The sequence below is a fragment of the Rhodococcus sp. As11 genome, assembly GCF_048957735.1.
Classification (GTDB): Bacteria; Actinomycetota; Actinomycetes; order Mycobacteriales; family Mycobacteriaceae; genus Rhodococcus; species Rhodococcus gordoniae.
This window is the reverse complement of the sequence record NZ_JARDJE010000002.1, coordinates 52,466-75,014: the sequence shown is the minus strand read 5'-3', so window position 1 is coordinate 75,014 and position 22,549 is coordinate 52,466. Positions and strand designations below refer to the sequence as shown.

The 22,549-nt window shown below is 68.7% G+C and carries 18 protein-coding genes and 6 tRNA genes; 10 read left to right on the top strand and 14 right to left on the bottom strand.

Annotated elements, in window-relative coordinates; translation table 11 throughout:
• Positions 1–54 precede the first annotated feature (54 nt).
• The 4 genes from PV766_RS02750 to PV766_RS02735 all read right to left on the bottom strand — a co-directional run bounded on the left by PV766_RS02750 (position 55) and on the right by PV766_RS02735 (position 4,995).
• A complete protein-coding gene (locus PV766_RS02750; RefSeq protein WP_026003480.1) occupies positions 55–1,452 on the bottom strand; it encodes a sugar porter family MFS transporter in 1,398 nt (465 codons plus the stop codon).
• Positions 1,453–1,609: 157 nt separating this feature from the next.
• The gene (locus PV766_RS02745; RefSeq protein ID WP_064065354.1) at positions 1,610–2,863 is read right to left on the bottom strand and encodes an HRDC domain-containing protein; all 1,254 of its coding nucleotides are present in this window, start codon (positions 2,861–2,863) and stop codon (positions 1,610–1,612) included.
• A gap of 93 nt (positions 2,864–2,956) precedes the next feature.
• On the bottom strand, positions 2,957–4,369 hold the full coding sequence (locus PV766_RS02740; RefSeq protein WP_129976660.1) for a WS/DGAT/MGAT family O-acyltransferase: 1,413 nt from the start codon (positions 4,367–4,369) through the stop codon (positions 2,957–2,959).
• Positions 4,370–4,419: 50 nt separating this feature from the next.
• Positions 4,420–4,995, bottom strand: coding sequence for a DUF3000 domain-containing protein (locus PV766_RS02735; protein ID WP_421096346.1), 576 nt, complete (start codon positions 4,993–4,995; stop codon positions 4,420–4,422).
• A 170-nt stretch (positions 4,996–5,165) separates the two neighbouring features.
• Between PV766_RS02735 and hemE the strand changes: the two genes are divergently transcribed.
• Genes hemE through PV766_RS02715 form a run of 4 tightly spaced genes read left to right on the top strand, consistent with a single transcriptional unit; the run spans position 5,166 to position 10,660 of the window.
• Positions 5,166–6,263 (top strand): uroporphyrinogen decarboxylase, encoded by a 1,098-nt coding sequence (gene hemE, locus PV766_RS02730; protein ID WP_016935160.1) that lies wholly within the window; start codon positions 5,166–5,168, stop codon positions 6,261–6,263.
• The gene (locus PV766_RS02725; RefSeq protein ID WP_255162727.1) at positions 6,260–7,618 is read left to right on the top strand and encodes a protoporphyrinogen oxidase; all 1,359 of its coding nucleotides are present in this window, start codon (positions 6,260–6,262) and stop codon (positions 7,616–7,618) included. The genes hemE and PV766_RS02725 overlap by 4 nt, the downstream gene beginning before the upstream one ends.
• 5 nt (positions 7,619–7,623) lie before the next feature.
• Entirely contained in the window at positions 7,624–8,319 is a 696-nt protein-coding gene (gene hemQ / locus PV766_RS02720) for a hydrogen peroxide-dependent heme synthase (protein ID WP_026003467.1), read from the top strand.
• A 55-nt stretch (positions 8,320–8,374) separates the two neighbouring features.
• Positions 8,375–10,660, top strand: coding sequence for a molybdopterin-dependent oxidoreductase (locus PV766_RS02715; protein ID WP_421096481.1), 2,286 nt, complete (start codon positions 8,375–8,377; stop codon positions 10,658–10,660).
• A gap of 19 nt (positions 10,661–10,679) precedes the next feature.
• Here PV766_RS02715 and PV766_RS02710 read toward each other — a convergent pair whose 3' ends face one another.
• Complete coding sequence (locus tag PV766_RS02710; protein WP_064065359.1) at positions 10,680–11,648, bottom strand: L-lactate dehydrogenase; 969 nt, start codon at positions 11,646–11,648, stop codon at positions 10,680–10,682.
• A 104-nt stretch (positions 11,649–11,752) separates the two neighbouring features.
• Here PV766_RS02710 and PV766_RS02705 point away from each other — a divergent pair, with 104 nt between their 5' ends.
• Positions 11,753–12,478 carry an HAD family hydrolase gene (locus PV766_RS02705; RefSeq protein ID WP_115311447.1) on the top strand — a complete coding sequence of 242 codons (726 nt, stop codon included), beginning with the start codon at positions 11,753–11,755 and terminating at the stop codon, positions 12,476–12,478.
• Here the strand turns inward: PV766_RS02705 and msrB are convergent.
• The 3 genes from msrB to PV766_RS02690 form a co-directional block, all read right to left on the bottom strand.
• Positions 12,441–12,869: a peptide-methionine (R)-S-oxide reductase MsrB gene (gene msrB, locus PV766_RS02700; RefSeq protein WP_129976662.1), complete on the bottom strand. Its 429-nt coding sequence runs from the start codon at positions 12,867–12,869 to the stop codon at positions 12,441–12,443. The two genes, PV766_RS02705 and msrB, sit on opposite strands and share 38 nt — an antisense overlap.
• A 57-nt stretch (positions 12,870–12,926) precedes the next feature.
• Positions 12,927–14,162 (bottom strand): glycosyltransferase family 87 protein, encoded by a 1,236-nt coding sequence (locus PV766_RS02695; protein WP_371053255.1) that lies wholly within the window; start codon positions 14,160–14,162, stop codon positions 12,927–12,929.
• 63 nt (positions 14,163–14,225) lie between these two features.
• Entirely contained in the window at positions 14,226–15,785 is a 1,560-nt protein-coding gene (locus PV766_RS02690) for an alpha/beta fold hydrolase (protein WP_207213521.1), read from the bottom strand.
• Between the two features lie 165 nt (positions 15,786–15,950).
• Between PV766_RS02690 and zapE the strand changes: the two genes are divergently transcribed.
• Positions 15,951–16,964: a cell division protein ZapE gene (gene zapE, locus PV766_RS02685; RefSeq protein WP_064064979.1), complete on the top strand. Its 1,014-nt coding sequence runs from the start codon at positions 15,951–15,953 to the stop codon at positions 16,962–16,964.
• 43 nt (positions 16,965–17,007) lie between these two features.
• Here zapE and PV766_RS02680 read toward each other — a convergent pair whose 3' ends face one another.
• Positions 17,008–17,559, bottom strand: coding sequence for a GNAT family N-acetyltransferase (locus tag PV766_RS02680; protein WP_129976664.1), 552 nt, complete (start codon positions 17,557–17,559; stop codon positions 17,008–17,010).
• Positions 17,560–17,935: 376 nt separating this feature from the next.
• Here PV766_RS02680 and PV766_RS02675 point away from each other — a divergent pair, with 376 nt between their 5' ends.
• Positions 17,936–18,433 (top strand): 2-isopropylmalate synthase, encoded by a 498-nt coding sequence (locus PV766_RS02675; RefSeq protein WP_421096345.1) that lies wholly within the window; start codon positions 17,936–17,938, stop codon positions 18,431–18,433.
• Positions 18,434–18,561: 128 nt separating this feature from the next.
• Here the strand turns inward: PV766_RS02675 and PV766_RS02670 are convergent.
• From PV766_RS02670 to PV766_RS02650, 5 genes are all read right to left on the bottom strand, one after another.
• Positions 18,562–18,633, bottom strand: a tRNA-Val gene (locus PV766_RS02670).
• A 20-nt stretch (positions 18,634–18,653) separates the two neighbouring features.
• Positions 18,654–18,729, bottom strand: a tRNA-Gly gene (locus PV766_RS02665).
• Positions 18,730–18,779: 50 nt separating this feature from the next.
• A tRNA-Val gene (locus PV766_RS02660) sits at positions 18,780–18,854 on the bottom strand.
• Position 18,855: 1 nt separating this feature from the next.
• Positions 18,856–18,926, bottom strand: a tRNA-Cys gene (locus PV766_RS02655).
• A gap of 25 nt (positions 18,927–18,951) precedes the next feature.
• Positions 18,952–19,024: transfer RNA gene (locus tag PV766_RS02650), tRNA-Gly, on the bottom strand.
• Between the two features lie 355 nt (positions 19,025–19,379).
• On the opposite strand from PV766_RS02650, the gene PV766_RS02645 reads away from it, so the two are divergent.
• The 3 genes from PV766_RS02645 to thrS all read left to right on the top strand — a co-directional run bounded on the left by PV766_RS02645 (position 19,380) and on the right by thrS (position 22,514).
• A tRNA-Val gene (locus tag PV766_RS02645) sits at positions 19,380–19,451 on the top strand.
• A gap of 239 nt (positions 19,452–19,690) precedes the next feature.
• Positions 19,691–20,305, top strand: a complete 615-nt coding sequence (locus PV766_RS02640) for a DUF742 domain-containing protein (RefSeq protein WP_421096344.1) — start codon at positions 19,691–19,693, stop codon at positions 20,303–20,305.
• 142 nt (positions 20,306–20,447) lie between these two features.
• On the top strand, positions 20,448–22,514 hold the full coding sequence (thrS, locus tag PV766_RS02635; protein ID WP_421096343.1) for a threonine--tRNA ligase: 2,067 nt from the start codon (positions 20,448–20,450) through the stop codon (positions 22,512–22,514).
• Positions 22,515–22,549 lie beyond the last annotated feature (35 nt).

Sequence of the window (22,549 nt, the reverse complement as noted above, 5' to 3'; positions counted from 1 at the left end):
TACGCGTGAGGGGCGGTATCCGGTGGTCCGGATACCGCCCCTCACGCATGTCGACTAGCTCTGCATCTCCTCGAGTTCCATGCCCTTGGTCTCAGGGATCTTCGCCTTGACGAAGAAGAACGACAGCAGGGCGAAGAACGCGAACAGCCCGTACAGGAACCACAGTCCGACCGCGGAGGTGAGTGGCGGGAATGCGAGCGTGACCGTGAAGTTCGCGATCCAGTTGGCCGCGGTGCTGATGCCGAGGGCCACCGCGCGCATGCGGTTCGGGAACATCTCGCCGAGCATCACCCACATGATCGGACCCCAGGTGGCGGCGAAGAAGATCACGAAGGCGTTCGCTCCGACGAGCGCGAGTGCACCCCACGGTGCCGGCAGTTCGACATCCTCACCGCTGCCGACCGCCTGCGAGAAGGCGATCGCTGCCAGCAGGAGGCTGACGAACATGCCGATGGAGCCGGTCATCAGCAACGGGCGGCGACCGATCTTGTCGACGAACAGGATCGCGACGAACGTCATGAGCACGTTGATCACGGCCGTGATCACCGACGTCGTGAACGACTGGTTCTCCGAGAAGCCCACGGACTTCCACAGCGTCGTCGAGTAGTAGAAGATCGCATTGATACCGACGAACTGCTGGAACACCGCCATCGTGATGCCGACCCACACCAGCGGCTGCAGACCGAAGACCGGGCCGCGGATGTCGCCGAAGGAGGCCTTCGATTCCCGGCGCAGCGTGAGACGGATCTCGCGGACACGCTCGTCGGGCCGAAGCTCGCCGGTGACGCTCGCCAGCACGGCCGCGGCCTCTTCGTCCATGTCCTTGCCCACGAGATACCGGGGCGACTCCGGAATGGTCAGCGCCAGTACACCGTAGAGGACTGCGGGGGCCACACCGACGAGGAACATCCACCGCCAGGCCTCGAGATTCCACCACAACTCGTTCGACGCGCCACCGGCGGCGTTCTGGAGGATCGCATCCGACAGAAGAGCCGCGAAGATGCCGAGGGTGATGGCGAGCTGCTGCAGCGACGCGAGGGCACCGCGGTAGCGCGCAGGCGCGATCTCGGAGATGTAGGTCGGCGCGATGACCGAGGCGATACCGATACCGAGGCCGCCGAGTATGCGCCACAACATCAGGTCGGGAACGCTGAAGGCCAGGCCGGATCCGATCGAGGAGATCACGAACAGGACCGAGCCGAGGAGCATCACGCGTTTGCGGCCCCAGCTGTCGGCGAGGCGTCCGGCGAACCACGCACCGACGGCACAACCGAGCAGGGCGATGGCGACGGCGAAGCCGGTCACGAAGGAGCTGAGCGCGAAGTTCTCCTGAATGGAGTCGACGGCGCCGTTGACGACCGAACTGTCGAAGCCGAACAGGAAACCGCCTACGGCCGCTGCGACGGTCACGGCGATGACTTTCGCGGCGTGTGCGGTCGATGGTTGGGTCACCGTGGAACTCCTGGATGGGACAGGCCGCGAGGGCACGAAAAGGGCTGGACACACTGTGTTTTCTTCAGGGAACATTACGCCGCGCCGAACTGCCGACTCGACGTTTCCGGCGAGAACTCGTCCCCGGTCCGCACCTCGCTCGGGCGATCCCCCGAGATCACTTCTCCGCAGTGAGCGCCTTCGCCAGTCGCGGCACGGTCAACTCGCATTGCCACGGCCGTGCCCCGCCCTCGGCGAAACGACCGCCGATGTACTCCTCGACGTCGTCCCCGGCCGCGACGTCCCAGTCCCAGCACAGGCGCCGCACGAGTTCCGGGCTCACCAGATTCTCGACCGGAACGGCGACCTCCTCGCTCAGAGCGGTGAGTTCGCCGCGCGCCACGGCGAGACGCTCCGCCTCCGCCGGGTGGTGGCGCGACCAGCGACCGGCCGGGGGAGGCCCGGTCAGCGGCGGCGTGAGGGGTGGGAGCCGGTCCTCGGGCAGCGCCCGGGCCCGCTCGATCGCGTTCAACCAGGCACGCGAGGAACGACGCTGACGGGGTCCACCGAAGACCGGAAGTGCCTGCAGCTGTTCGACGGTAGCGGGGCTCGCCTCCGCGGCGGCGATGATCGCGGAGTCGGGCAGGATGCGCCCGGGGGCGATGTCACGACGGGCAGCGATCTCGTCGCGCGTGGTCCACAGTTCGCGGACGATCGCGAGGCGGCGCCGGTCCTTGATCGCGTGGATCTTCGACGTACGTCGCCACCGGTCGGGCTTCGGCGCCGGAGGCCCGGCGAGGCGGATGTGCTCGAATTCCTGGGCGGCCCACTCGGTCTTGTTCTGCCGCTCGAGTTCACGCGCCATCGCCTCGCGGAGCTCGACGAGCGGTTCGACGTCGAGCGCGGCGTAGTTGAGCCACGACTCCGGCAACGGCCGGGTCGACCAGTCCGCGGCACCGTGACCCTTGCGCAGTTCCAGGCCGAGGGTCTCGGCCACGATCGCAGCGAGACCGACGCGAGGAAAACCGGCGAGGCGACCGGCGAGTTCGGTGTCGTACAACGTCGCCGGCCGGAGACCGAGTTCGGCAAGGCCGGGGAGGTCCTGGTCGGCGGAGTGCAGCACCCATTCGAGGTCGTTGATCACCTCGGCCAGGGGCGCGAGATCGTCCCGCGTCGGGATGGGATCGAGCAGCACCGTGCCGGCGCCCTCGCGGCGCAACTGTACGAGATAGGCGCGCGCGGAGTAGCGGTAGCCCGACGCGCGTTCGGCGTCGACGGCCAGCGGGCCGTGTCCCTGCGCGAGCATCGCTGCCGCGTCGGCGACCCCGCGCGCCGTGGTGACGACCTCGGGGACGCCGTCACGGGGTTCGAGGAGCGGCACCGTCGTCACGCTCGCGCTGTTCTGCCCGTCCTCGTCGTTCTGTGCCGGCATGGGCGTGACTCTAGCCGTGTCCCTCCCGTGCGCAATTCCGTTCGTGTCCGGATCGTGCGATCGGCGGGACCGCGCGGGCTCGCCGGACCTCGCTCACCCCTCCTGCGGCACGGCCTCGTCGCCCTCCGCGCCGGCCGCGAGGATCAGGTCGTCGAGGGCGGGGGAGAAGTCGTCGACGAGCTCCCACAGGTCGGGAACGAGATCGGGGCACGAGATCAGGCCGATGTCGAGCCTGCCGTCGAGGGAGAGCACCGTCACGTTGAGTGCCGCCCCGTGGAAGATCGGTCCGAAGGGGTACATGGCCGTCATACGCGCACCCATGAAGTACAGCGGGACGGGCGGTCCGGGCACGTTGGAGACCACGAGGTTGTGGATCACCGGATGCCGGTCGGCGAGGCGGAGTCCGGCATAGGCGCGCATCGCGGGCGCGAACACCGCCGCGTCGAGGAACTGCGACCAGTCCTGCAGCAGGTTCACACCGAGATCGGCGTTGTGGTCCTTGGCCACCGCATTCGCTTCCGCAAGGGCACGCAGGCGCTCGGCCGGATCCGCGATGTGGGTGTGGAGGTCGGCGAACATCGCCGAGACCTGGTTGCGTCCCGGCCGATCCGACCTGCCGTGGACCGAGACCGGGATCATCCCGATGAGCGGGGAATCGGGAAGTTCCCCACGACGCTCCAGATATCGGCGCAGCGCGCCGGCGCACACGGCCATCACCACGTCGTTGACGGTGACGCCGAAGATGTTCTTCACCAGTTTCACATCGTCGAGGTCCAGCTCGGCGAAGCCGACGTTGCGGCGTCCGGTGATGGTGGAGTTGAACGGTGTGCGCGGAGCCGTGAACGGCGCCGGCATCGCGTCGCCGCGTCGTGCGCGGGCGATCCACGAGGTCACCGACGTCACGGCGGCCGGCAGGATCCGCAGCAAATGGAGGGGTCGCCGGGCGACGTTGAGGGCGCCGGCGAGGGCGATGGCGAGATCGTTCGCGTCGCCGGCGCCCCGCTTGACCGGTTCCGGCCGGGGATCGGCCGGGTCGAGGCTGCACAACTGTGAGACGAGGGCGGCGCCGGACACCCCGTCCACTCCGGCGTGGTGCATCTTCACGACGACGGCGACCCGGCCGTCGTCGAGCCCGTCGACGAACCACATCTCCCACAGGGGCCGGGAGCGATCCAGGGGCTGCGAGGCGATGTGGCCGCACAGTTCGGCGAGTTCGACCCGGCTTCCCGGGGCGGGCACGCCGACGTGGTGGACGTGCCGGTCGAGGTCGAAATCGTGGTCGTCGACCCAGACCGGATGGTCGAGGTTGAACTTGCTGTCGGCCAGTTTCATCCGGAACTGGGGCACGGCGGCGAGTCGTGCCCCGAGTTCGTTGCGGAGGCTCGGATAGTCGTGGCGACCCGGGACAGTGGTCGGATCCAGCACGATCAGCCCGCAGATGTGGAGGAGCTGGCTGGGAGTCTCGAGGTAGAGGAAACCCGCGTCGAGTCCGCTGAGACGCTGCATGGAACCAGGGTAGAACAGGTTCTAGAAATCTGGTCGGATTGCGTCGGTTTTCACCGCTGCAGTCGTGCGACCCCCGCGGGAGGCAGACCGGCGGCATAGGCGAGGACGTCGCAGAAGGCCTCGACGTGCGGGGCCAGCACGTCCGACTGCGGAGTCCACGAGGCGCGCAGTTCCAGCTGGTGTGCGCGGCCCGGGCCCGCGATGTCGCCGAACCGCACGGAGGTCGTCGAGGTCACCGTGCCGCCCAGGGCCGTGAGGGGTTCGCCGTGCGCGGCCAGTGCATCGACGAGCCAGCTCCACGCCACCTCCGGCAACAGGGAGTCGGCCGCCAGGCTCTCGTCGACGTCGGCCTGGATGTACGAGACGAGCCGGGTGGTGCCGTGCCACGCCTCGTCGCCGTCGGGGTCGTAGAGCAGGATGAGACGGCCGAACGCGTCGCCCTCCGACTGCTCGGGCACCCTCTCCGTCTCGTCGTGCAAAACCTCGGCGCTCAGTGCATAGCTGTAGGGAGCGAGCCGTTGCGGTGGTCGAATCGGTCCGACCTCGATCTCCGGGCGCACGGTAGCCGCGTTCATCGCATCGACTGCGGAACGGAAGCGGGCCGGCTCGGCGGGCGAGGTGGTCACCGAGCGGACGTTAGTGCCGGTGACCCACCGCACGCGGGAGGCGCGCCGATTCCGGTGGGCGGCGCGGTCGTGGCAGCATGGGGCAACGGGTCCGCACCACACGTCTCGGTCCGGGACCCGACAGACGCTGCCCTGCGCGACGGCGCGCAGTGCCCGAAGAACGAGGATCGATGACCGGCTTGGAGAACACGAACGTCGGCTCTGCGGTGCCCGCGGAGTACCCCGCGCGGAGGATCCTGCCGCATGCGCCCCTGCTGGCGGCCGCACGCGGTGAGCGGCCCGTCCACCGGCCCGTGTGGTTCATGCGCCAGGCCGGCCGCTCCCTCCCCGAATACCGGGAGATCCGCGCCGGCGTCGGCATGCTCGAATCGTGCTTCGACCCCGAGCTCGTCTGCGAGATCACGATGCAGCCGGTGCGGCGCCACAAGGTCGACGCCGCCATCCTGTTCTCCGACATCGTCGTCCCGCTCAAGGCGGCAGGTATCGACCTCGACATCGTCGCCGGGACGGGCCCGGTCGTCGCGACCCCCGTCCGCACCGCCGCCGATGTCGCCGCGCTGCCGTCCCTCGAGGCCGAGGAGGTCGGAGCGGTCGCCCGCGCCGTCGGGCTGCTGACCCGCGAGCTCGGCGACACCCCGCTCATCGGCTTCGCGGGGGCGCCCTTCACCTTGGCGTCCTACCTCGTCGAGGGCGGACCCAGCCGCAACCACGAGCACACCAAGGCGCTCATGCACGCCGACCCGAAGACCTGGCACGCGCTCCTCGGCAAGCTCACCGATGTCGCCATCGGCTTCCTGCGCGCGCAGATCGGCGCCGGTGTCGACGCCGTCCAGCTCTTCGACTCGTGGGCGGGCGCCCTGTCGCTCGCCGACTACCGCGAGTACGTCCTGCCGCACTCCGAGCGTGTCTTCGCCGAGATCGCCGATGCGGGAGTACCGCGCATCCACTTCGGCGTCGGTACCGGCGAGCTCCTCGGCGCCATGGGTGAGGCCGGTGCGGACGTCGTCGGCGTCGACTGGCGCATCCCGCTCGACGTCGCCGCGACGCGCGTCGGCGCCGGCAAGGCCCTGCAGGGCAACCTCGACCCCGCCATCCTGTTCGCCGGCCCGGAGGTCGTCGAACGCGAGGTGCGCCGCATCGCCGCCGAAGCCGATCGTGCGCTGGCCGCCGGCGCCACCGGCCACATCTTCAACCTCGGTCACGGGGTCCTGCCCGACACCGATCCCGACGTCATCACCCGAGTGGTCGAGCTGGTGCATTCGCTGTGACCCCGCCGACGGTCGCGGTCGTCGGCGGTGGGATCAGCGGTCTCGTCGCCGCATACCGGCTGCGTCGTTCGCTCGGCGCCGCCGCGCGGATCGTCGTGCTCGAACGATCGTCGCGGCTCGGCGGCAAGCTCCGCACCGTGCCGTTCGCCGGAGACCCGGTCGACGTCGGGGCCGAGGCGTTCATCGCACGCCGTCCCGAGGTGCTCGCACTCGCCGAGGAACTGGCGCTGAGCGACCACATCGTCCACCCCTCGGGCGCGCGACCGCTCCTGTACGCCGGCGCACGGTTGCATCCGCTGCCCACGGGCACGCTGATGGGCATCCCGGCGTCCGCGCAGTCCGTCGAGGGACTCGTCGACGACGAGACCCTGGCCCGTATCGCCGCCGAGCCCACCGTGCCGCTGGAGTGGAACCGCAGCTCCGATGTCTCCGTCGCCGAACTCGTCCGTTCACGCTTCGGGGAGCAGGTGGTGCGGCGCAGCGTCGACCCGCTGCTCGGCGGGGTGTACTCGGGGCTGTCCGACACCGCCGGTGTCCGGGCCACCGTCCCGACGCTCGCCGCCGCCCTCGACGCCGGTGCGACGAGCCTGAGCGATGCCGTTTCCCGCGCCCTGCCCCCGCCGTCGGACGCTCCGGTCTTCGGGACGCTGCGCGAGGGCTACGGAGTCCTGCTCGAGGCCCTCGTGCGCGAGGCCGACGCGGAATTCCTCTACGGCACCGCGGCCTCCGGGCTGAAGCGGGACGGCGACCGGTGGTCGATCGAGCCGCTCGGTGAGGTCGACGGAGTGATACTCGCCGTGCCCGCGCCGGACGCCGCCCGGCTGCTCGCCGACAGCGTGAGATCTGCCGCGCAGTGCGCCGCGCAGATCCCACTCGCCTCGTCGGTGGTGGTCGCGCTCGCGTTCCCGCACGACACCGGCCTGCCGCAGAACTCCGGGATCCTCGTCGCGACGGGGGAGGAGCTGTCGGCGAAGGCGTTCACGCTGTCGAGCCGGAAGTGGCCGCACCTCGCGGAACGACCCGTCGCACTCGCCCGCGCGTCGTTCGGACGGTTCGGCGACGACGCGCTCGTCGACGCCTCGGAGGCCGAGCTGATCGCACTCGCCCGCGCGGATCTCGCCACCGTCACCGGAGTCGACACCGAACCGGTGGCCGCCATCGTGCAGCGATGGCACGGCGGGCTGCCGCAGTACCGCGAACACCACGGCGAGATCGTCGCCGCCCTCGAGGCCGAGATCGCCGGGATCGACGGACTCGAGGTCGCAGGCGCGATGCTGCACGGAGTGGGCGTACCCGCATGTGTCGCATCAGGCACGGCCGCGGCCGCACGCCTGGCTGCACGAATGGAAGGATGAACGTCATGGCACGTCTCGACTACGACAAACTCAATTCCACCCTCCGCTACACCATGTGGTCGGTCTTCCAGGTCCGGCCCGGTGTTCTCGGCGACGACCGCACCGCCGCGATCGAGGACGCGAAGGCGTTCTTCGCCCGCCTCGACGACACCGACGTGATCGTGCGCGGCATCTACGACGTGGCCGGCACCCGCGCCGACGCCGACTTCATGATCTGGAGCCACGCCGAGCACATCGAGGACCTGCAGAAGCTGTACGCCGACTTCCGGCGCACCACGCTCCTGGGCCGGGCGAGCACCCCGGTCTGGTCCAACACCGCGCTGCACCGGCCCGCGGAGTTCAACAAGAGCCACCTGCCCGCCTTCATCGCGGGGGAGGAGCCGGGCGACTACGTCTGCGTGTACCCCTTCGTGCGGTCCTACGAGTGGTACCTGCTGCCCGACGAGCAGCGCCGGAAGATGCTCGCCGACCACGGTATGGCGGCTCGCGGCTACCCCGACGTGCGTGCCAACACCGTCCCGGCCTTCGCGCTCGGCGACTACGAGTGGATCCTCGCCTTCGAGGCTCCGAAGCTCGACCGCATCGTCGATCTCATGCGCGACCTGCGTGCCACCGACGCGCGCCTGCACGTCCGGGAGGAGACCCCCTTCTTCACCGGGCCGCGGGTCGACGTCGCAGCGCTGGTCGCGTCGCTGCCCTGACGTGACCCCGACGAGCGCGGTGCCACCGGAGGGAGACGCTCGGCTGTTCTCCCAGATGGCGCACTGGGGGATGTTCTCGGCGCAGGCACGCGACGGCGAGGTCGTCGCCGTGCAGCCCTACGCCGGGGACCGCGACCCCTCACCGATCCTGGGGAACATCCCCGGATCGGTGCGGCACCGTGCTCGCATCGCCGGACCGGCCGTCCGCCGCGGCTGGCTCGAGAACGGCCCGGGACCGAGCACGCGACGCGGCGACGACGAGTACGTCGCGGTCTCGTGGGACGAACTCACCGAGATCCTCGCGGGCGAACTGCAGCGCGTGAAGGACCGGCACGGCAACCGGGCGATCTTCGGCGGCTCCTACGGCTGGTCGGCGCCCGGCCGGTTCCACCACGCGCAGAGCCAGGTGCACCGCTTCCTCAAGATGTTCGGTGGCTACACCCGCTCGGTGCACTCCTACTCGCTCGGCGCGACCGGCGTGATCATGCCACGCGTGCTGGGCACCCACTGGAAACTGTTCGCGCGCTCCACCTCCTGGGAGGTCATCGCCCGCGAGACCGATCTGATGGTGTGCTTCGGCGGCATCCCGCTCAAGAACACCGCTGTCAACGACGGCGGCACGAGCGACCACCCCACCCGCGACGCCCTCGACCGGATGCGGGCCCGCGGCGGCCGGATCGTCTCGTTCAGCCCGATCCGCAGCGACATGCACGGCGAGCACGAGTGGCTCGCTCCCCGGCCGGGCACCGACGTCGCGATCATGCTCGCCCTCGCGTACGTCCTGGCCACCGAAGGTCTCGCCGACCGCGAGTTCCTCGACCGCTACTGCACCGGCTACGACCGGTTCGAGGAGTATCTGCTCGGCCGCACCGACGGCGTTCCCAAGACCCCGCAGTGGGCGGCCACGCTCTCGGGGCTGCCCGCCGGAACCTTCGTCGACCTCGCGCGGCGCATGGCCCGCGGTCGCACCCTGGTGTCCGTGACCTGGTCGCTGCAACGTGTCCGGCACGGCGAGCAGGCTCCCTGGGCGGGCGTGACCCTCGCCGCGATGCTCGGTCGACTCGGGGTTCCCGGCGGCGGTTTCGGTCACGGCTACGGCTCGATGAACGAACCCGGTCTCGCGCCCGTCCCGTATCCGTTGCCCACCCTGTTCCAGGGCAACAACGACGTCGCGGACTTCATCCCCGTCGCCGCGATCTCCGACCTGCTGTTGCGGCCGGGGGAACAGTTCGACTACGACGGGCAACGTCCGACCTTCCCCGACATCCGGCTCGTGTACTGGGCGGGCGGCAATCCCTTCCATCACCACCAGGACATCGGGCGGCTCCGTCGCGCGCTGCGGCGACCGGACACGATCGTCGTCCACGACCCGTACTGGACGGCGATGGCCAAGCACGCCGACATCGTCGTGCCGTCGACCACGGCGCTCGAACGCGACGACCTCACGTGCACACGCAACGATCCGCTGCTCGTCGCGATGCAGGCCGCCGTACCGCGCTTCGCCGACGCCCGCGACGACTACGACACCTTCACCGCTCTGGCCCACCGGCTCGGTTTCGGCGAGACGTTCACCGAGGGCCGGACTTCCCGGCAGTGGCTCGAACACCTCTACGAGCAGTGGCGCGGTTTCGTCCTCGCCGACGACCGGCGGGTCGAGGATCCACCGCCCTTCGAGGACTTCTGGTACGGCGGACCGGTCCGGATGCGGACCGAGGACGATCTGACCCTGTTCGAGGACTTCCGCTCCGATCCCGACGGACATCCGCTGCGAACCCCCAGCGGACGTCTCGAGATCTTCTCCGCCGACATCGACTCGTTCGGGTACGACGACTGCGCCGGTCACCCCACCTGGTACGAGCCGGACGAATGGCTCGGTTCCCCTCGGGCCGAACGGTTCCCGCTGCACCTGATCGCCAACCAACCCGCCACGCGCCTGCACGGCCAACTCGACCACGGGTCCGTGAGCCAGGCGTCGAAGATCCGCGGCCGTGAACCGATCCGGATGCATCCCGACGACGCCGCCGCGCGAGGTCTGGAATCCGGAGACATCGTCCGCGTGTTCAACGATCGCGGATCCTGCCTCGCGGGGGTCGTCGTGGACGACGGACTGCTCCCGAGCGTCGTCCAGCTCGCGACGGGTGCGTGGTACGACCCGCTGGACCCGTCCGATCCGGGGTCGATGTGCGTGCACGGGAATGCGAACGTGCTCACCCCCGATGTCGGGACGTCGTCGCTGTCCCACGGATGCACGGGGCAGCACGTGCTCGTCGACGTCGAGCGGTTCGACGGTGAGCTGCCGCCCATCCGGGCCTACGACCCGCCGGTCGTCCGACAGCGCTGAGTTCTCCGGTACAGGGCCGTCACAGGCCGAGGGACGACTGTACGTCGTGCAGGGTGGCCGCGGAAGCGGCCAGCCCCGATTTCTCCTCCGACGACAGCGGCACCTCGAGCACGGTGTGCGCGCCGCGCGCGTCGACGATGGTGGGGAGCGACAGGCAGACGTCCTGCAAGCCGTGCAGGCCGGTCTGCAGCGTCGAGACCGCCAGCACCCGGCGCTGGTTGCGCAGGACCGCCTCCACGATGCGGGCACTCGACAGGCCGATCGCGAGATTCGTGGCACCCTTGCCGCGGATGATCTCGTAGGCGCTGCGTACCACCTCGTCGAAGAGTTCGGCGCGGGTGGCGGCACCGAAGACCGGTCGTCCGTCGACGGTGAAGGAGTCCACCGGCACGCCGCCGATCGTCGCACCGGACCACAGAGCGACCTCCGAGTCGCCGTGCTCCCCGACGACGAACGCGTGGACGTTCTCGACGGCCACATCGGCGCGGTGCGCGAGCAGGTACCGCAGCCGACCGGAATCGAGCACCGTTCCCGATCCGAAGATCCGACCGTCCGCGATTCCGGTCGCCGCGACCGCGGCACGGGTCACGATGTCGACGGGATTGCTGACGAACACGATCACCGCATCGGGGGAGGCGGACAGCAGGCGGGGCGTCAGATCCCGTGCCAGCGCGACGTTCGCAGCGGCGAGCTCGAGGCGCGACTGGCCGGGATGCTGCTTGGCGCCCGCCGTGACGACGATCAGATCCGAACCGGCGGTGACCGCGACGTCGTCGCCGCCCTCGATCCGGCACGACGGCGCGAACTGGGTGCCGTGGTTCAGGTCGAGGACCTCGGCGCGCACCTTCGCGGGATTCGTGTCGAACAATGCGATCGCGTCGGCCGACCCCCGCAGCAGGCATGCGTAGGCCACTGCGGTACCGACGCTGCCGGCACCGACGACGGACAGTTTCGTACTGCTTCCGGCACTCGTGCGAGTCGCGGCCATGGACAGATTCTCGCCCACCTGACGGACGAGCGCGAGCGGAGCGGCCGGCACGGGACGCGGCGGTTGCCCGACCGACGGGCGGTGCGGGCTCTAGCCTCGACTGCATGGCCACGACACCTTTCGACGCCGTCCTGTTCGACTTCTCCGGCACGTTGTTCCGGCTCGAGGAGGACGAGAGCTGGCTCGCCGACGTCACCGACGACGCGGGTGAACCCTTCGACGTGCACCGGCAGGCCGAACTCATGCGGCGGTTGACCGCGCCCACCGGCCAGCCCGTCGAGATGGACGCCGACGAGCACCACGCCTGGACCAATCGCGACCGCGAACCCCGTTGGCACCGCGAGGCCTATCTGACGGTGCTGAGGAAGTCGGGAGTCGCCGATCCCGAACAGGCACAGGCGCTGTACCGGAAGGTGACCGACCCCGGTTGCTGGACGGTCTATCCCGACACGGTCCCCGTGATCGAGGCGCTCGCCGGTGACGGGATCGCCGTCGGCGTGGTGAGCAACATCGCGTTCGACCTGCGGCCCGCCTTCGCGCGGCTCGGCATCGACGACCTCGTGTCGGTGTTCGCGTTGTCCTTCGAGGTGGGCGCCGTCAAACCCGAACCGGAGATCTTCCGTTACGCCGTCGACGCGCTGGGCGTCGACCCGCGGCGCACGCTGATGATCGGCGACAGCGAAAAGGCGGACGGGGCCGCACGGTCGATCGGATGTGCGTTCGAACTCGTCGAACCGTCACCGACCGCCGAGCGGCACGACGCGCTGTGGACCGCGCTGGCCGCGGCCGGGATCACTCCGACGGAACCAGGCGCAGGGAGATCGAGTTGATGCAGTACCGCTTGTCGGTGGGCGTCGGGTAGCCCTCGCCCTCGAAGACGTGCCCGAGATGGCTGTGGCACGTCGCGCACATCACCTCGACACGCCGCATCCCCAGCGAGTCGTCCTCGCGCAGGATCACGGCGTCGGAGTCGGTGGGATCGAAGAACGACGGCCACCCGCAGTGCGAGTGGAACTTCTCGGTGCTGCGGAACAGTTCGGCACCGCACGCCCGGCATTCGTAGAGGCCCTCGGTGTCGGTGTCGGTGTACTCGCCGACGAAGGGACGTTCGGTGCCGGCCTGCCGTAGCACGGCGAATTCGGCGGGAGTGAGTTTCGCGCGCCATTCCTCGTCGCTGTGGACGACCTTGGGTGCGGGTTCGGATCGAGGAGCAGACGTCATGATCTCCACGCTAACCGCGGCCGGGGCGCCCGTCACGTCTGCACCGGAACGGACGGATCACGTGCGGGCCGGTTGCTTCTCCTGGAGCAGGTGCGACGGTTCGATGCCGTCCGCCAGGCGTCCTTCGCGCTTCGCCGCGAGGTACCGGTCGACCAGGACGGCGAACACCACGATGAGCAGCAGCGACCACCCGAAGGTGGTTTTCATGTACTCCGCTGCCCGTCCGGCCTCCACCCACCGGTTCGACAGCCACGAGTCGTAGCTCAGGAAGCCGTAGACGGCGAGCCAGGCGGGCCAGTTCCGCATCACGGAGTTCGGCAGCAGCACCGTCATCAGCAGCGGGAACAGCATCATCGAGTAGTACATCTGCCCGAGCGACCCGAGCAGGAACGACGCCGCGAGCAGCACACCGCCGGCGGTGCACACGAAGAACACCTCGTCGTGGCGGCAGTAGCGGTAGAGCAGCCACACCGAGACCGCCACCATCACCGCGAGCACCGCCCGCAGACCGAGGATCAGCCACCCCGGAAGCCCGTAGTACATGCCGTTGCCGACGATCGCGCTGTTGAAGTAGTCGCGGGACTCGAGCAGATAGGGCACGGTGTGCTCGACGAACTGCCAGGCGTCGACCGACAGGGGCCAGGCGATGATCGTCAACGCGATCGGGACGGCGGCAGCGGTGACGAAGACCTTCCACTGCCCGCGGACGAGCGGCAACAACAGCAGGGGCGCCAGGATCGGTTTGACGGCGAAGGTCAGGCCGAGCGCCGCTCCGGCCCACAGGTCACGCCGTTTGAGCAGCAGCGTCAAGAACGCGATCTCGCCGAGGAGGACGAGACCGTTGATGTTCGTGAAGACGAGTGTGTTGGTCACGGTCTCGGACGCGAACGCGGCGAAGACCAGCACCGGCGCGATCGGCGAATCGAGTCGCAGACCGAACATGCGCAGCAGCAGGTACAGCGCGATGAGGATCGCGATCGCATTGGCCAGGATGAACAGCCACCGCGACCGTTCCGGGTCGATCACCGCGATCGGTGCGATCAACAGGGTCCCGGAAGGTGGGTAGAGATAGTGGGGGTCGACCCACTGGAACTCGGCGGTGTACACGGGCCGGCGGTTGAGGAAGGCCAGCGCCGCGTTGTAGACCGGGGTGAAGTCGTCCGTTCGAAACCCGTTGACCGCTTTGATCACGACCCGGTGCAGAACCGTCAGGACGGCGAGGGGCCACACCACAGCCTTGACCACCTCGGCGGTCGTGCGTGCGGTACGGGGTTCGAGACTTCTGAGGAACACTACGGCACGGTACCCCGAGCGAATGCGGGCCTGCGCACACGCCCTGGCCGGTGCCCCGCGATGTCACGCGGGGCACAGGCTCCCGTTGGGTGGAAGTTCTCCGTCGGACAGATAGGTCTCCACCCGCGCCTGCACGCATCCCGAGTGCAGGACCGCCGAGTAGCCGGCGCCCTGCCACGACAGTGACGCCCAGGCGATGCCACCCGCGGTGAGTACACCGGTCACCGATTCCACCCCGGCGTTACCCACGATCGGGTCGGCGGCGCCCGAGGAGACGAGCACGGGCACGTCGAGCGCGGCAGGAAGCGGGGGCGCCGGCAGGCTCGGCCAGGCCGCGCACGCCGTCAGGCCCGTCGCGAGGTCCGCTCCGTACAGCGGGTACAGCGTGGACCAGCTCTTCGCGAGATCGCCCGCGTGGGTCGGGGTCGGCCACCGCTGCCCGTCGCTGCACCGCGCGACGAACTGGCCGTCCGTCGAGAGCGCCGCCTCGGCCGCGCCGACCAGCTCGATGAGCGGCATGACGTCACCGCCCCGCGCCGCTGCGAGGACGTCCGCGACTTCGCGGACGCGGGCCTGCAGATCGGCGCGTGGAGTGCCGAGGACCCCCGTCAGGGCGGTGAGGAAGGAGTTGGCCGAGACCGGCGCGAGCTCGCCCGCGGCCGCCTGCTCGTGCAGTTCCTCGATCGCCGCGCGGGGATCGTCTCCGAGCGCGCAGTCGAGGGCGGCGCACCGACGGGCGAAGGCGTCGACGGCGGCCTCCGCGCCACGGGCCTGCGACTCGGCCATGAGCTCCGCGTCCGCGGTGGCCGCGGCGGGGGAGTCGAGGACGAGCCGACCGACCGCACCGGGATACGCCGCAGCGTAGGCGAGTGCGACGGTCGCACCGTTCCCCACTCCGAGCAGACCGATCCGGTCCACCCCCCACGCCTGGCGGAGACGCTCGATGTCGTCGGCGGCGTGCGAGGCGCCGAACATCAGTTGCTGAGGCTGCAGATAGTCGGTGCACGAGACGGTCGCCTGACGGCCGAGGTCGGCGACCCGATCGGGTGCATCGCCGGTGCGGCCGAATTGGCCGAGGTCGCCGAGACCGCGGCGATCAGCGGGAAAGATGCAGTCGATCGCGAGCGAGCTGCCGATTCCACGACGATCCACCGCGACGATCGGACGCATCGCCAGTGCACCGGACATCGGACCGGTCGCCATGCCGGTGAGTGCGCGTGTCGACGCCGTGTCGGCGCCGGTCGTGAGCACCAGGGGAGCGGCGTCGGTGGGAGTGTCCGCCAGTCGCGCACGCATGACGGCCAAGGGGAAGGTGCCCGTCACGGTTCCGGCCACATCGATCGGTGCGACGACCTCCGCGCACTCGAGGACGAGACCCGCAGGACCCGGGGGTGCATCGAAGGCGGACAGGGTCTCTCCGGTGCAGTCCCGCCAGGCCGGTTCGGCCGACGGCACCGGAAGTTCGGGCACCGTGGCCTCGTCCTGCGAGGGCCGATCCACGGCGACACCGGGATCGTCCCGTACGACGGCGACGTCGGGACGTATCGACGGGCCTGCTCCGCACGCGGTCGACACCACGGCAACCGTGATCCACATCGCGGCGATCACTCCCGATCTGCGCATGCGCACAGCCTGCCAGGTTCGGCCACGACGGCGTGCAACCGGTGGTGGACGGCCCGACCGGAAGTATCCTCCCGCAGCGTGACGGCGGGGTGAACGCCGTGTGAAGTAGGTCGCATTCCGGATTCGGGTGAGGATTCGAGCATGATGCGGTCGTACCCTGGGCTGATGCACGAACGTCTCGTCGATCGCAATCCGGTGGTGCCTGCAGACCAGTTGGTGGCGCAGATGGTGCCCCCCGCGATGTTCGACGAGGTGAGCTTCGAGTCGTACATTCCGGATCCCAACGAACCGAGCCAGGCGGCCGCGGTGACGACCGCCGCGGAGTTCGTCGGCAAGATCGGGAAGATCCGCGGCGGCAAGCGGGGACTGTTCGGTCGCCGCTCCCAGCCGCAGGGTGCCGGTCTCTATCTCGACGGCGGCTTCGGCGTGGGCAAGACCCACCTGCTCGCCTCGATCTTCCACAGCGCACCCGCACCCAAGGCCTTCGGCACCTTCGTCGAACTCACCCACGTGGTCGGTGCCCTCGGGTTCAACAAGGCCGTCGAAGAACTGTCGAACCACAGCGTGCTGTGCATCGACGAGTTCGAGCTCGACGATCCGGGCGACACCATGCTCGTCTCCCGTCTGCTGACCGAACTGTCGGCCCGCGGGGTCTCGATCGTCGCGACCTCCAACACGCTGCCCGGCCAGCTCGGCGAGGGCCGGTTCGCGGCCCAGGACTTCCTTCGCGAGATCAAGAAGCTCGCGTCCATCTTCGAGACGCTCCGCGTCGACGGTCCCGATTACCGTCACCGCGACCTGCCGCCCGCGCCCGACCCGGTCGATTCGGCCGAGCTGGTGGAGCGCGCCGACACGATTCCGGGTGCCACGCTCGACGATTTCGACGAACTGTGCGCGCACCTGAGCACCCTGCATCCCTCCCGCTACGGCAAACTCGTCGAGGGTGTCCCCGCGGTCTTCCTCGAAGGCGTCCACCCCGCGAAGGACCAGTCGGTGGCTCTGCGTCTGGTGGTCCTCGCCGACCGGATGTACGACGCGAGCATCCCGGTGACGGTCTCCGGAGCCAAGCTCGACGAGATCTTCACGCCCGAGATGCTCGCCGGTGGTTACCGCAAGAAGTACCTGCGCGCGACGTCCCGTCTGCTGGCACTGTCCCGCTTCGAGGTCGCCGCGGGCTGATCGGGAACCCGGCGCGCACCCGCTCGCCGGGGTCCCTCGCCCGTCACAGGGCGCGCTGCATGACGAAATCGTCGTGTGTCCGTGCGCCCACCACGAACGTGCGCGTGCCCACCGCCACGAATCCCTGTTTCTCGTAGAATCGACGGGCGCGCGTGTTCTCCTGATTGACTCCGAGCCACAGTCCGGCCCGCCCGAGCGCACGAGCTCGCGCGACGATCGCCTCCATGAGCGCCGTGGACACTCCGGCGCCGTGATGACCCGGCATCACATACAGCTTGCTGATCTCGATCGCCGGCCGCGCCGTGATCACGGCGTCGATCGCGGGATCCTCGGGGGCGGCGTCCACTGCCATCAGATAACCGACGATCTCACCGCCCGCGCGCGCCTCGAGGACGATGCGTTCGGGAGACGACAGGTACTCGGCGAACTTTTCCGCACTGAGGGTTCGCTCGATGAACTCGGCGATGTCGTCCTCGGCGGCATCCGGAGGGCAGGCGAGCGGGAAGGTGGCCGCTGCAACCTGGGCGATCGCTTCGGCATCCCAGATTCCCGCCTCGTCGACGGAGACCGCTTCTTCGAGTGGTGGCATGGACATGCACACCAGTGAAGCACCCGGACGACCCGATTCGGCACACGCCCCGCAGGACCGATGCGATGCGGAGAAGGGCCCGGATATGGCTGAACCCCAGCCTTGGATGGGGGGTCATGGCTGGGGTTCGACACCATCGGGGGGATGGCACCATCCACGCTACATGAGGGATCCCTCAGGTTCCAGCCAGGGCGGTCACGGTTGCGTCACACGAGTTCGTGCGTGCGACTTGCACGAAATGTCGGTGCGTTGTACCGTCGCGGCTATGAAGCGCGTACTCGTAGTTCACCGCCGTAGCGGGGTCTGATTCGGACCGACCCCTCGCTGCGGGTCGTTGAGCTACGCGTCGGTCCTTCCTTCTCGTGGAAGACCACTACGAACGATGAACGCCTTCACCTCTTCCTCCGGATCTGCTCCGATGTTCCCTTTCGGCGCCACGGGCGCCACCGATCCGTTCCTCGCCCGATACGGGCGTGCACTTCCTCGGGGATTGCGCGAGGAAACCACCGGCATGACCTGGGCGGAGTTCGAATCCGCTTACGGCGGCCGGCCCGGCCCCGTCAGGCTCGGTGGCTGGTCGGCAACCGCCCTGGGGGCGGGTCGCAGCGCATTCGAGGCGACCATCGCGATCGGCGATACGATCCACACCGCATCCGCCACGACCTGCGGACCGATCGCCGCGATGACTGCGATGCTGTACGACCTCGGGCTGAACATCGAGATCCTGTCGTTCCATCGGTACGACCTCGGCGAGATGTCCGCGACCTTCCTGCTGTGCCGTTCCGGCGAGTACACGACATGGGTGATGGGCACGGGTGAGAGCGGCAACGAGTCGTCGCTGCGAGCGATGGTCGCGGGGATCAACAAGCTCGGCGCATGACGTGCCCCGTCCGGTGCGGGGAGTGCCTCCGCACCGGATCACCCGCGCTCCGGCCCGCCGCCGGTCCGGATCCCGACCCGAACGGATGAAGGCCCCCTTCGAAATTCGAAGGGGGCCTTCATCTTCTGTGCGCGATACTGGGATTGAACCAGTGACCTCTTCCGTGTCAGGGAAGCGCTCTCCCGCTGAGCTAATCGCGCCGGCATCGTGATCGCCGGAGTGGAGCGGATGACGGGATTCGAACCCGCGACCCTCACCTTGGCAAGGTGATGCGCTACCAGCTGCGCTACATCCGCATGTGCACGTTCTTTCGGTGAACCGGATCGACCCACGTGCTGGTCGAACCTGGTGCGCGATACTGGGATTGAACCAGTGACCTCTTCCGTGTCAGGGAAGCGCTCTCCCGCTGAGCTAATCGCGCGAGGTGGAGACGGGAATCGAACCCGTGTGCACGGCTTTGCAGGCCGTTGCCTCACCACTCGGCCACTCCACCGTAAAAGGTCGAGTCCAACCTCTCGAGCGGATGACGGGATTCGAACCCGCGACCCTCACCTTGGCAAGGTGATGCGCTACCAGCTGCGCTACATCCGCATTCGCACCGCTCGGCGTCGTGCTCTCCGTGGTGCGGTTCAAAACAGTAGCCGAGCATCTACGAAACGCACAAATCCGCAGGTCAACGGCAGAAAACCGGCAGATTTCGCGAAGGTGACCGGCCGATGACCCCTTCGGCGGGCGTCGCTGGGGCTCCGGGGGGCCGGCTGTCGCGCCCTCTCGGTGTCTCGGACCGGGGACGGTCCGTCCGACCCCCTCCGGTGTCCGAGGGCCGACATCCCGCTCGCGTGCACGCGCGTGAGGCTGCGGTCGGAAATGCCGCGACCAGGCGATTCGTCTTCATGACGGGAGCGTGTTAGTGTTCCATCTCGTTCGAGCCGCTGCGAAGCGGCCCGGTCCCGTGGCTCAGTGGAAGAGCGTCCCGTTCACACCGGGGAGGTCGCTGGTTCGATCCCAGCCGGGACCACAGAGATCGACAGTGACGAAAGGCACCCTTACCAGGGTGCCTTTTTTCGTACCCGGATGACATCGTGGAGCGCGTGCGTGGCGCCCGGTCGGCCGGCTGCCCGCGCGCGCATATTCCTTCGAACCCAACGGTCCGCGTGGGCCTCGTCCACAGGTGGCGTGGGGGCACAGCTGTGGTGCTTGTGGCCGAAGTGTGCGTAGTGATGGCAGGATCGTGGTCGTCGAGGAGGACACGTCCGAATGAGCGTTGCGGACAGCGAATGGCCGGTCGTGGGGGCGACCGGTGCGAGATTCGGATCCGGTCGGTCCCGTCGACGTCGGCGGCCGGCGGATCACGCCGTGCCGGTACGGAATCACCACGAGCCGGACCTCGTCGTCGACGAGGTCGCGGCGACCGAGGTGAACCGGCCCGCAACGCGATCGGTCGAGGGGGCGCAGCAGATCCACGCAGCGCGGTCGGCCGACCGGATTGCGGGCACCGGGACCAGTGTGGGAATCGAGGACATGAACCAGCCAGAGACGTCGTCGTTCGTGCGCCCGTTCGTGCGGAGCGGGGGACGCACCCGAGCCGAGGTCGAATTGCCTCTCGAAGCGCTCGTGTCGGCCGTCCCCTCCGCGATGGGCAGTGAGTCCGGTCCGGCGATGGACGAGCATCGCCTCGTCCTGACGTTGTGCGCCCAACCCCGATCGATCATGGAGATCGCGGCACTGGCCCGGATTCCGCTCGGTGTCGCCCGGGTGCTGGTCGGCGATCTCGCCGCGACCGGCGAGATCACCGTGCACCGCACGGCCGACAAGGTGGGACCGAACGTCGAACTGCTCGAACGGGTGCTGACGGGTCTCAACCACCTCTGAGTTTCTCCGCTCGGCTCCCTGTGTTCGCTGCCCGGGCGGATGTCGATAGCATGATGAAGTTGCCGTGTGCTCGCGATCGTCGACCGCAGCACGCGCCCGGCGACGACCACGTATCAGGCATCGAGCCGAGGAGTCCGTCACAGTGACCACGCCCGCATCCGCGAAACCAGCCACGATCGTCCGGGTGCCCGCGGGGACCACTGCGGGCGCGGCGGTCCGTGACGCGGGTCTGCCCACCAAGGGACCCGAGACGATCGTGGTCGTCCGCGACTCCGAAGGCACGCTGCACGATCTTTCGTGGACGCCGGAATCGGACGTCGAGGTCGAGGCCGTCGGCGCCGACACGGAGGACGGCCGCAGCGTCATCCGCCACTCCGCCGCCCACGTGCTCGCACAGGCCGTGCAGCAGGAGTTCCCGGAGGCGAAGCTCGGCATCGGCCCGCCCATCCGCGACGGCTTCTACTACGACTTCCAGGTCGAGCGTCCCTTCACGCCGGAAGACCTCGCGAAGCTCGAGAAGCGGATGAAGAAGATCGTCAAGGATGCCCAGCGCTTCTCGCGTCGCGTCGTCGACAGCCTCGAGGACGCCCGCGAGGAATTGAAGGACGAACCCTTCAAACTCGAACTCATCGACGACAAGTCGGGCATCGACGACCCCGAGGTGATGGAGGTCGGCGGCAAGGAACTGACCATCTACGACAACCTCAACCCCCGCACGGGTGAGCTCGTCTGGAAGGACCTGTGCCGCGGCCCACACGTGCCCACCACCAAGTTCATCCCGGCGTTCAAGCTCACGCGCAGTTCCGCGGCGTACTGGCGCGGCGACCAGGACAACGCCGGCCTGCAGCGCATCTACGGCACGGCCTGGGAGTCCACCGAGGCGCTCGACGAGCACCTCGAACTCCTCGCCGAGGCCGAGCGCCGCGACCACCGCAAGCTCGGCACCGAACTCGACCTGTTCTCGTTTCCCGACGAGCTCGGCTCGGGACTGCCGGTCTTCCATCCGAAGGGCGGCATCATCCGCCAGGAGATGGAGAACTACTCGCGTCAGCGCCACGTCGAGGCCGGCTACGAGTTCGTGTACTCGCCGCACATCACCAAGGGCCACCTCTACGAGGTCTCCGGTCACCTCGACTGGTACCGCGACGGCATGTTCCCGGCGATGCACATCGACGAGGAGCTCAACGAGGACGGCACGGTTCGCAAGCCGGGTCAGGACTACTACCTCAAGCCGATGAACTGCCCGATGCACGACCTGATCTTCCGGTCGCGAGGCCGCTCGTACCGCGAGCTGCCGCTTCGCATGTTCGAGTTCGGATCCGTCTACCGCTACGAGAAGTCCGGTGTGATCCACGGACTCACCCGTGTGCGCGGCATGACGCAGGACGACGCGCACATCTTCTGCACCCCGGAGCAGATGCGCGACGAGCTCACCAGCGTCCTGAAGTTCATCCTCGACCTGCTGAAGGACTACGGGCTCGACGACTACTACCTCGAACTGTCGACGAAGAATCCCAAGAAGTTCGTCGGCAGCGACGAGCTGTGGGACGTCGCGACCGACACCCTGCGTGAGGTCGCCGAGGCCTCGGGTCTGCACCTCGTCCCGGATCCGGGCGGTGCGGCCTTCTACGGTCCGAAGATCTCGGTGCAGGTCAAGGACGCCTTGGGTCGCAGCTGGCAGATGTCGACGATCCAGCTCGACTTCAATCTGCCGGAGCGATTCGAGCTCGAGTACACCGGCACCGACGGGGCGAAACACCGGCCCGTCATGATCCACCGGGCGCTCTTCGGGTCGATCGAGAGGTTCTTCGGCGTGCTCACCGAGCACTACGCCGGTGCCTTCCCGGCGTGGCTCTCGCCCATCCAGGTCGTGGGCATTCCTGTGGCCGCGGACTTCGAGGACCACTTGTTCGACGTCGTGGGCAAGCTGAAGGCTCAGGGGATCCGGGCCGAGGTCGACGTCTCCGACGACCGTATGCAGAAGAAGATCCGCACCCACACCACGCAGAAGGTGCCGTTCATGCTGCTCGCCGGTGAGCGCGACGTCGCGGCGGGCGCGGTCAGCTTCCGTTTCCGCGACGGCACGCAGGTCAACGGCGTGCCGGTCGACGAGGCCGTGCGGATCGTGACCGAATGGGTCCGCCGCCGCGAGAACGCCTCGCCCACCGCCGAGCTCGTCGGTTCCGGTGGGGAAGGCAGTACGTCGTGACGGGCGATCGCACTCCGGGGCCGGCCGACATCCCC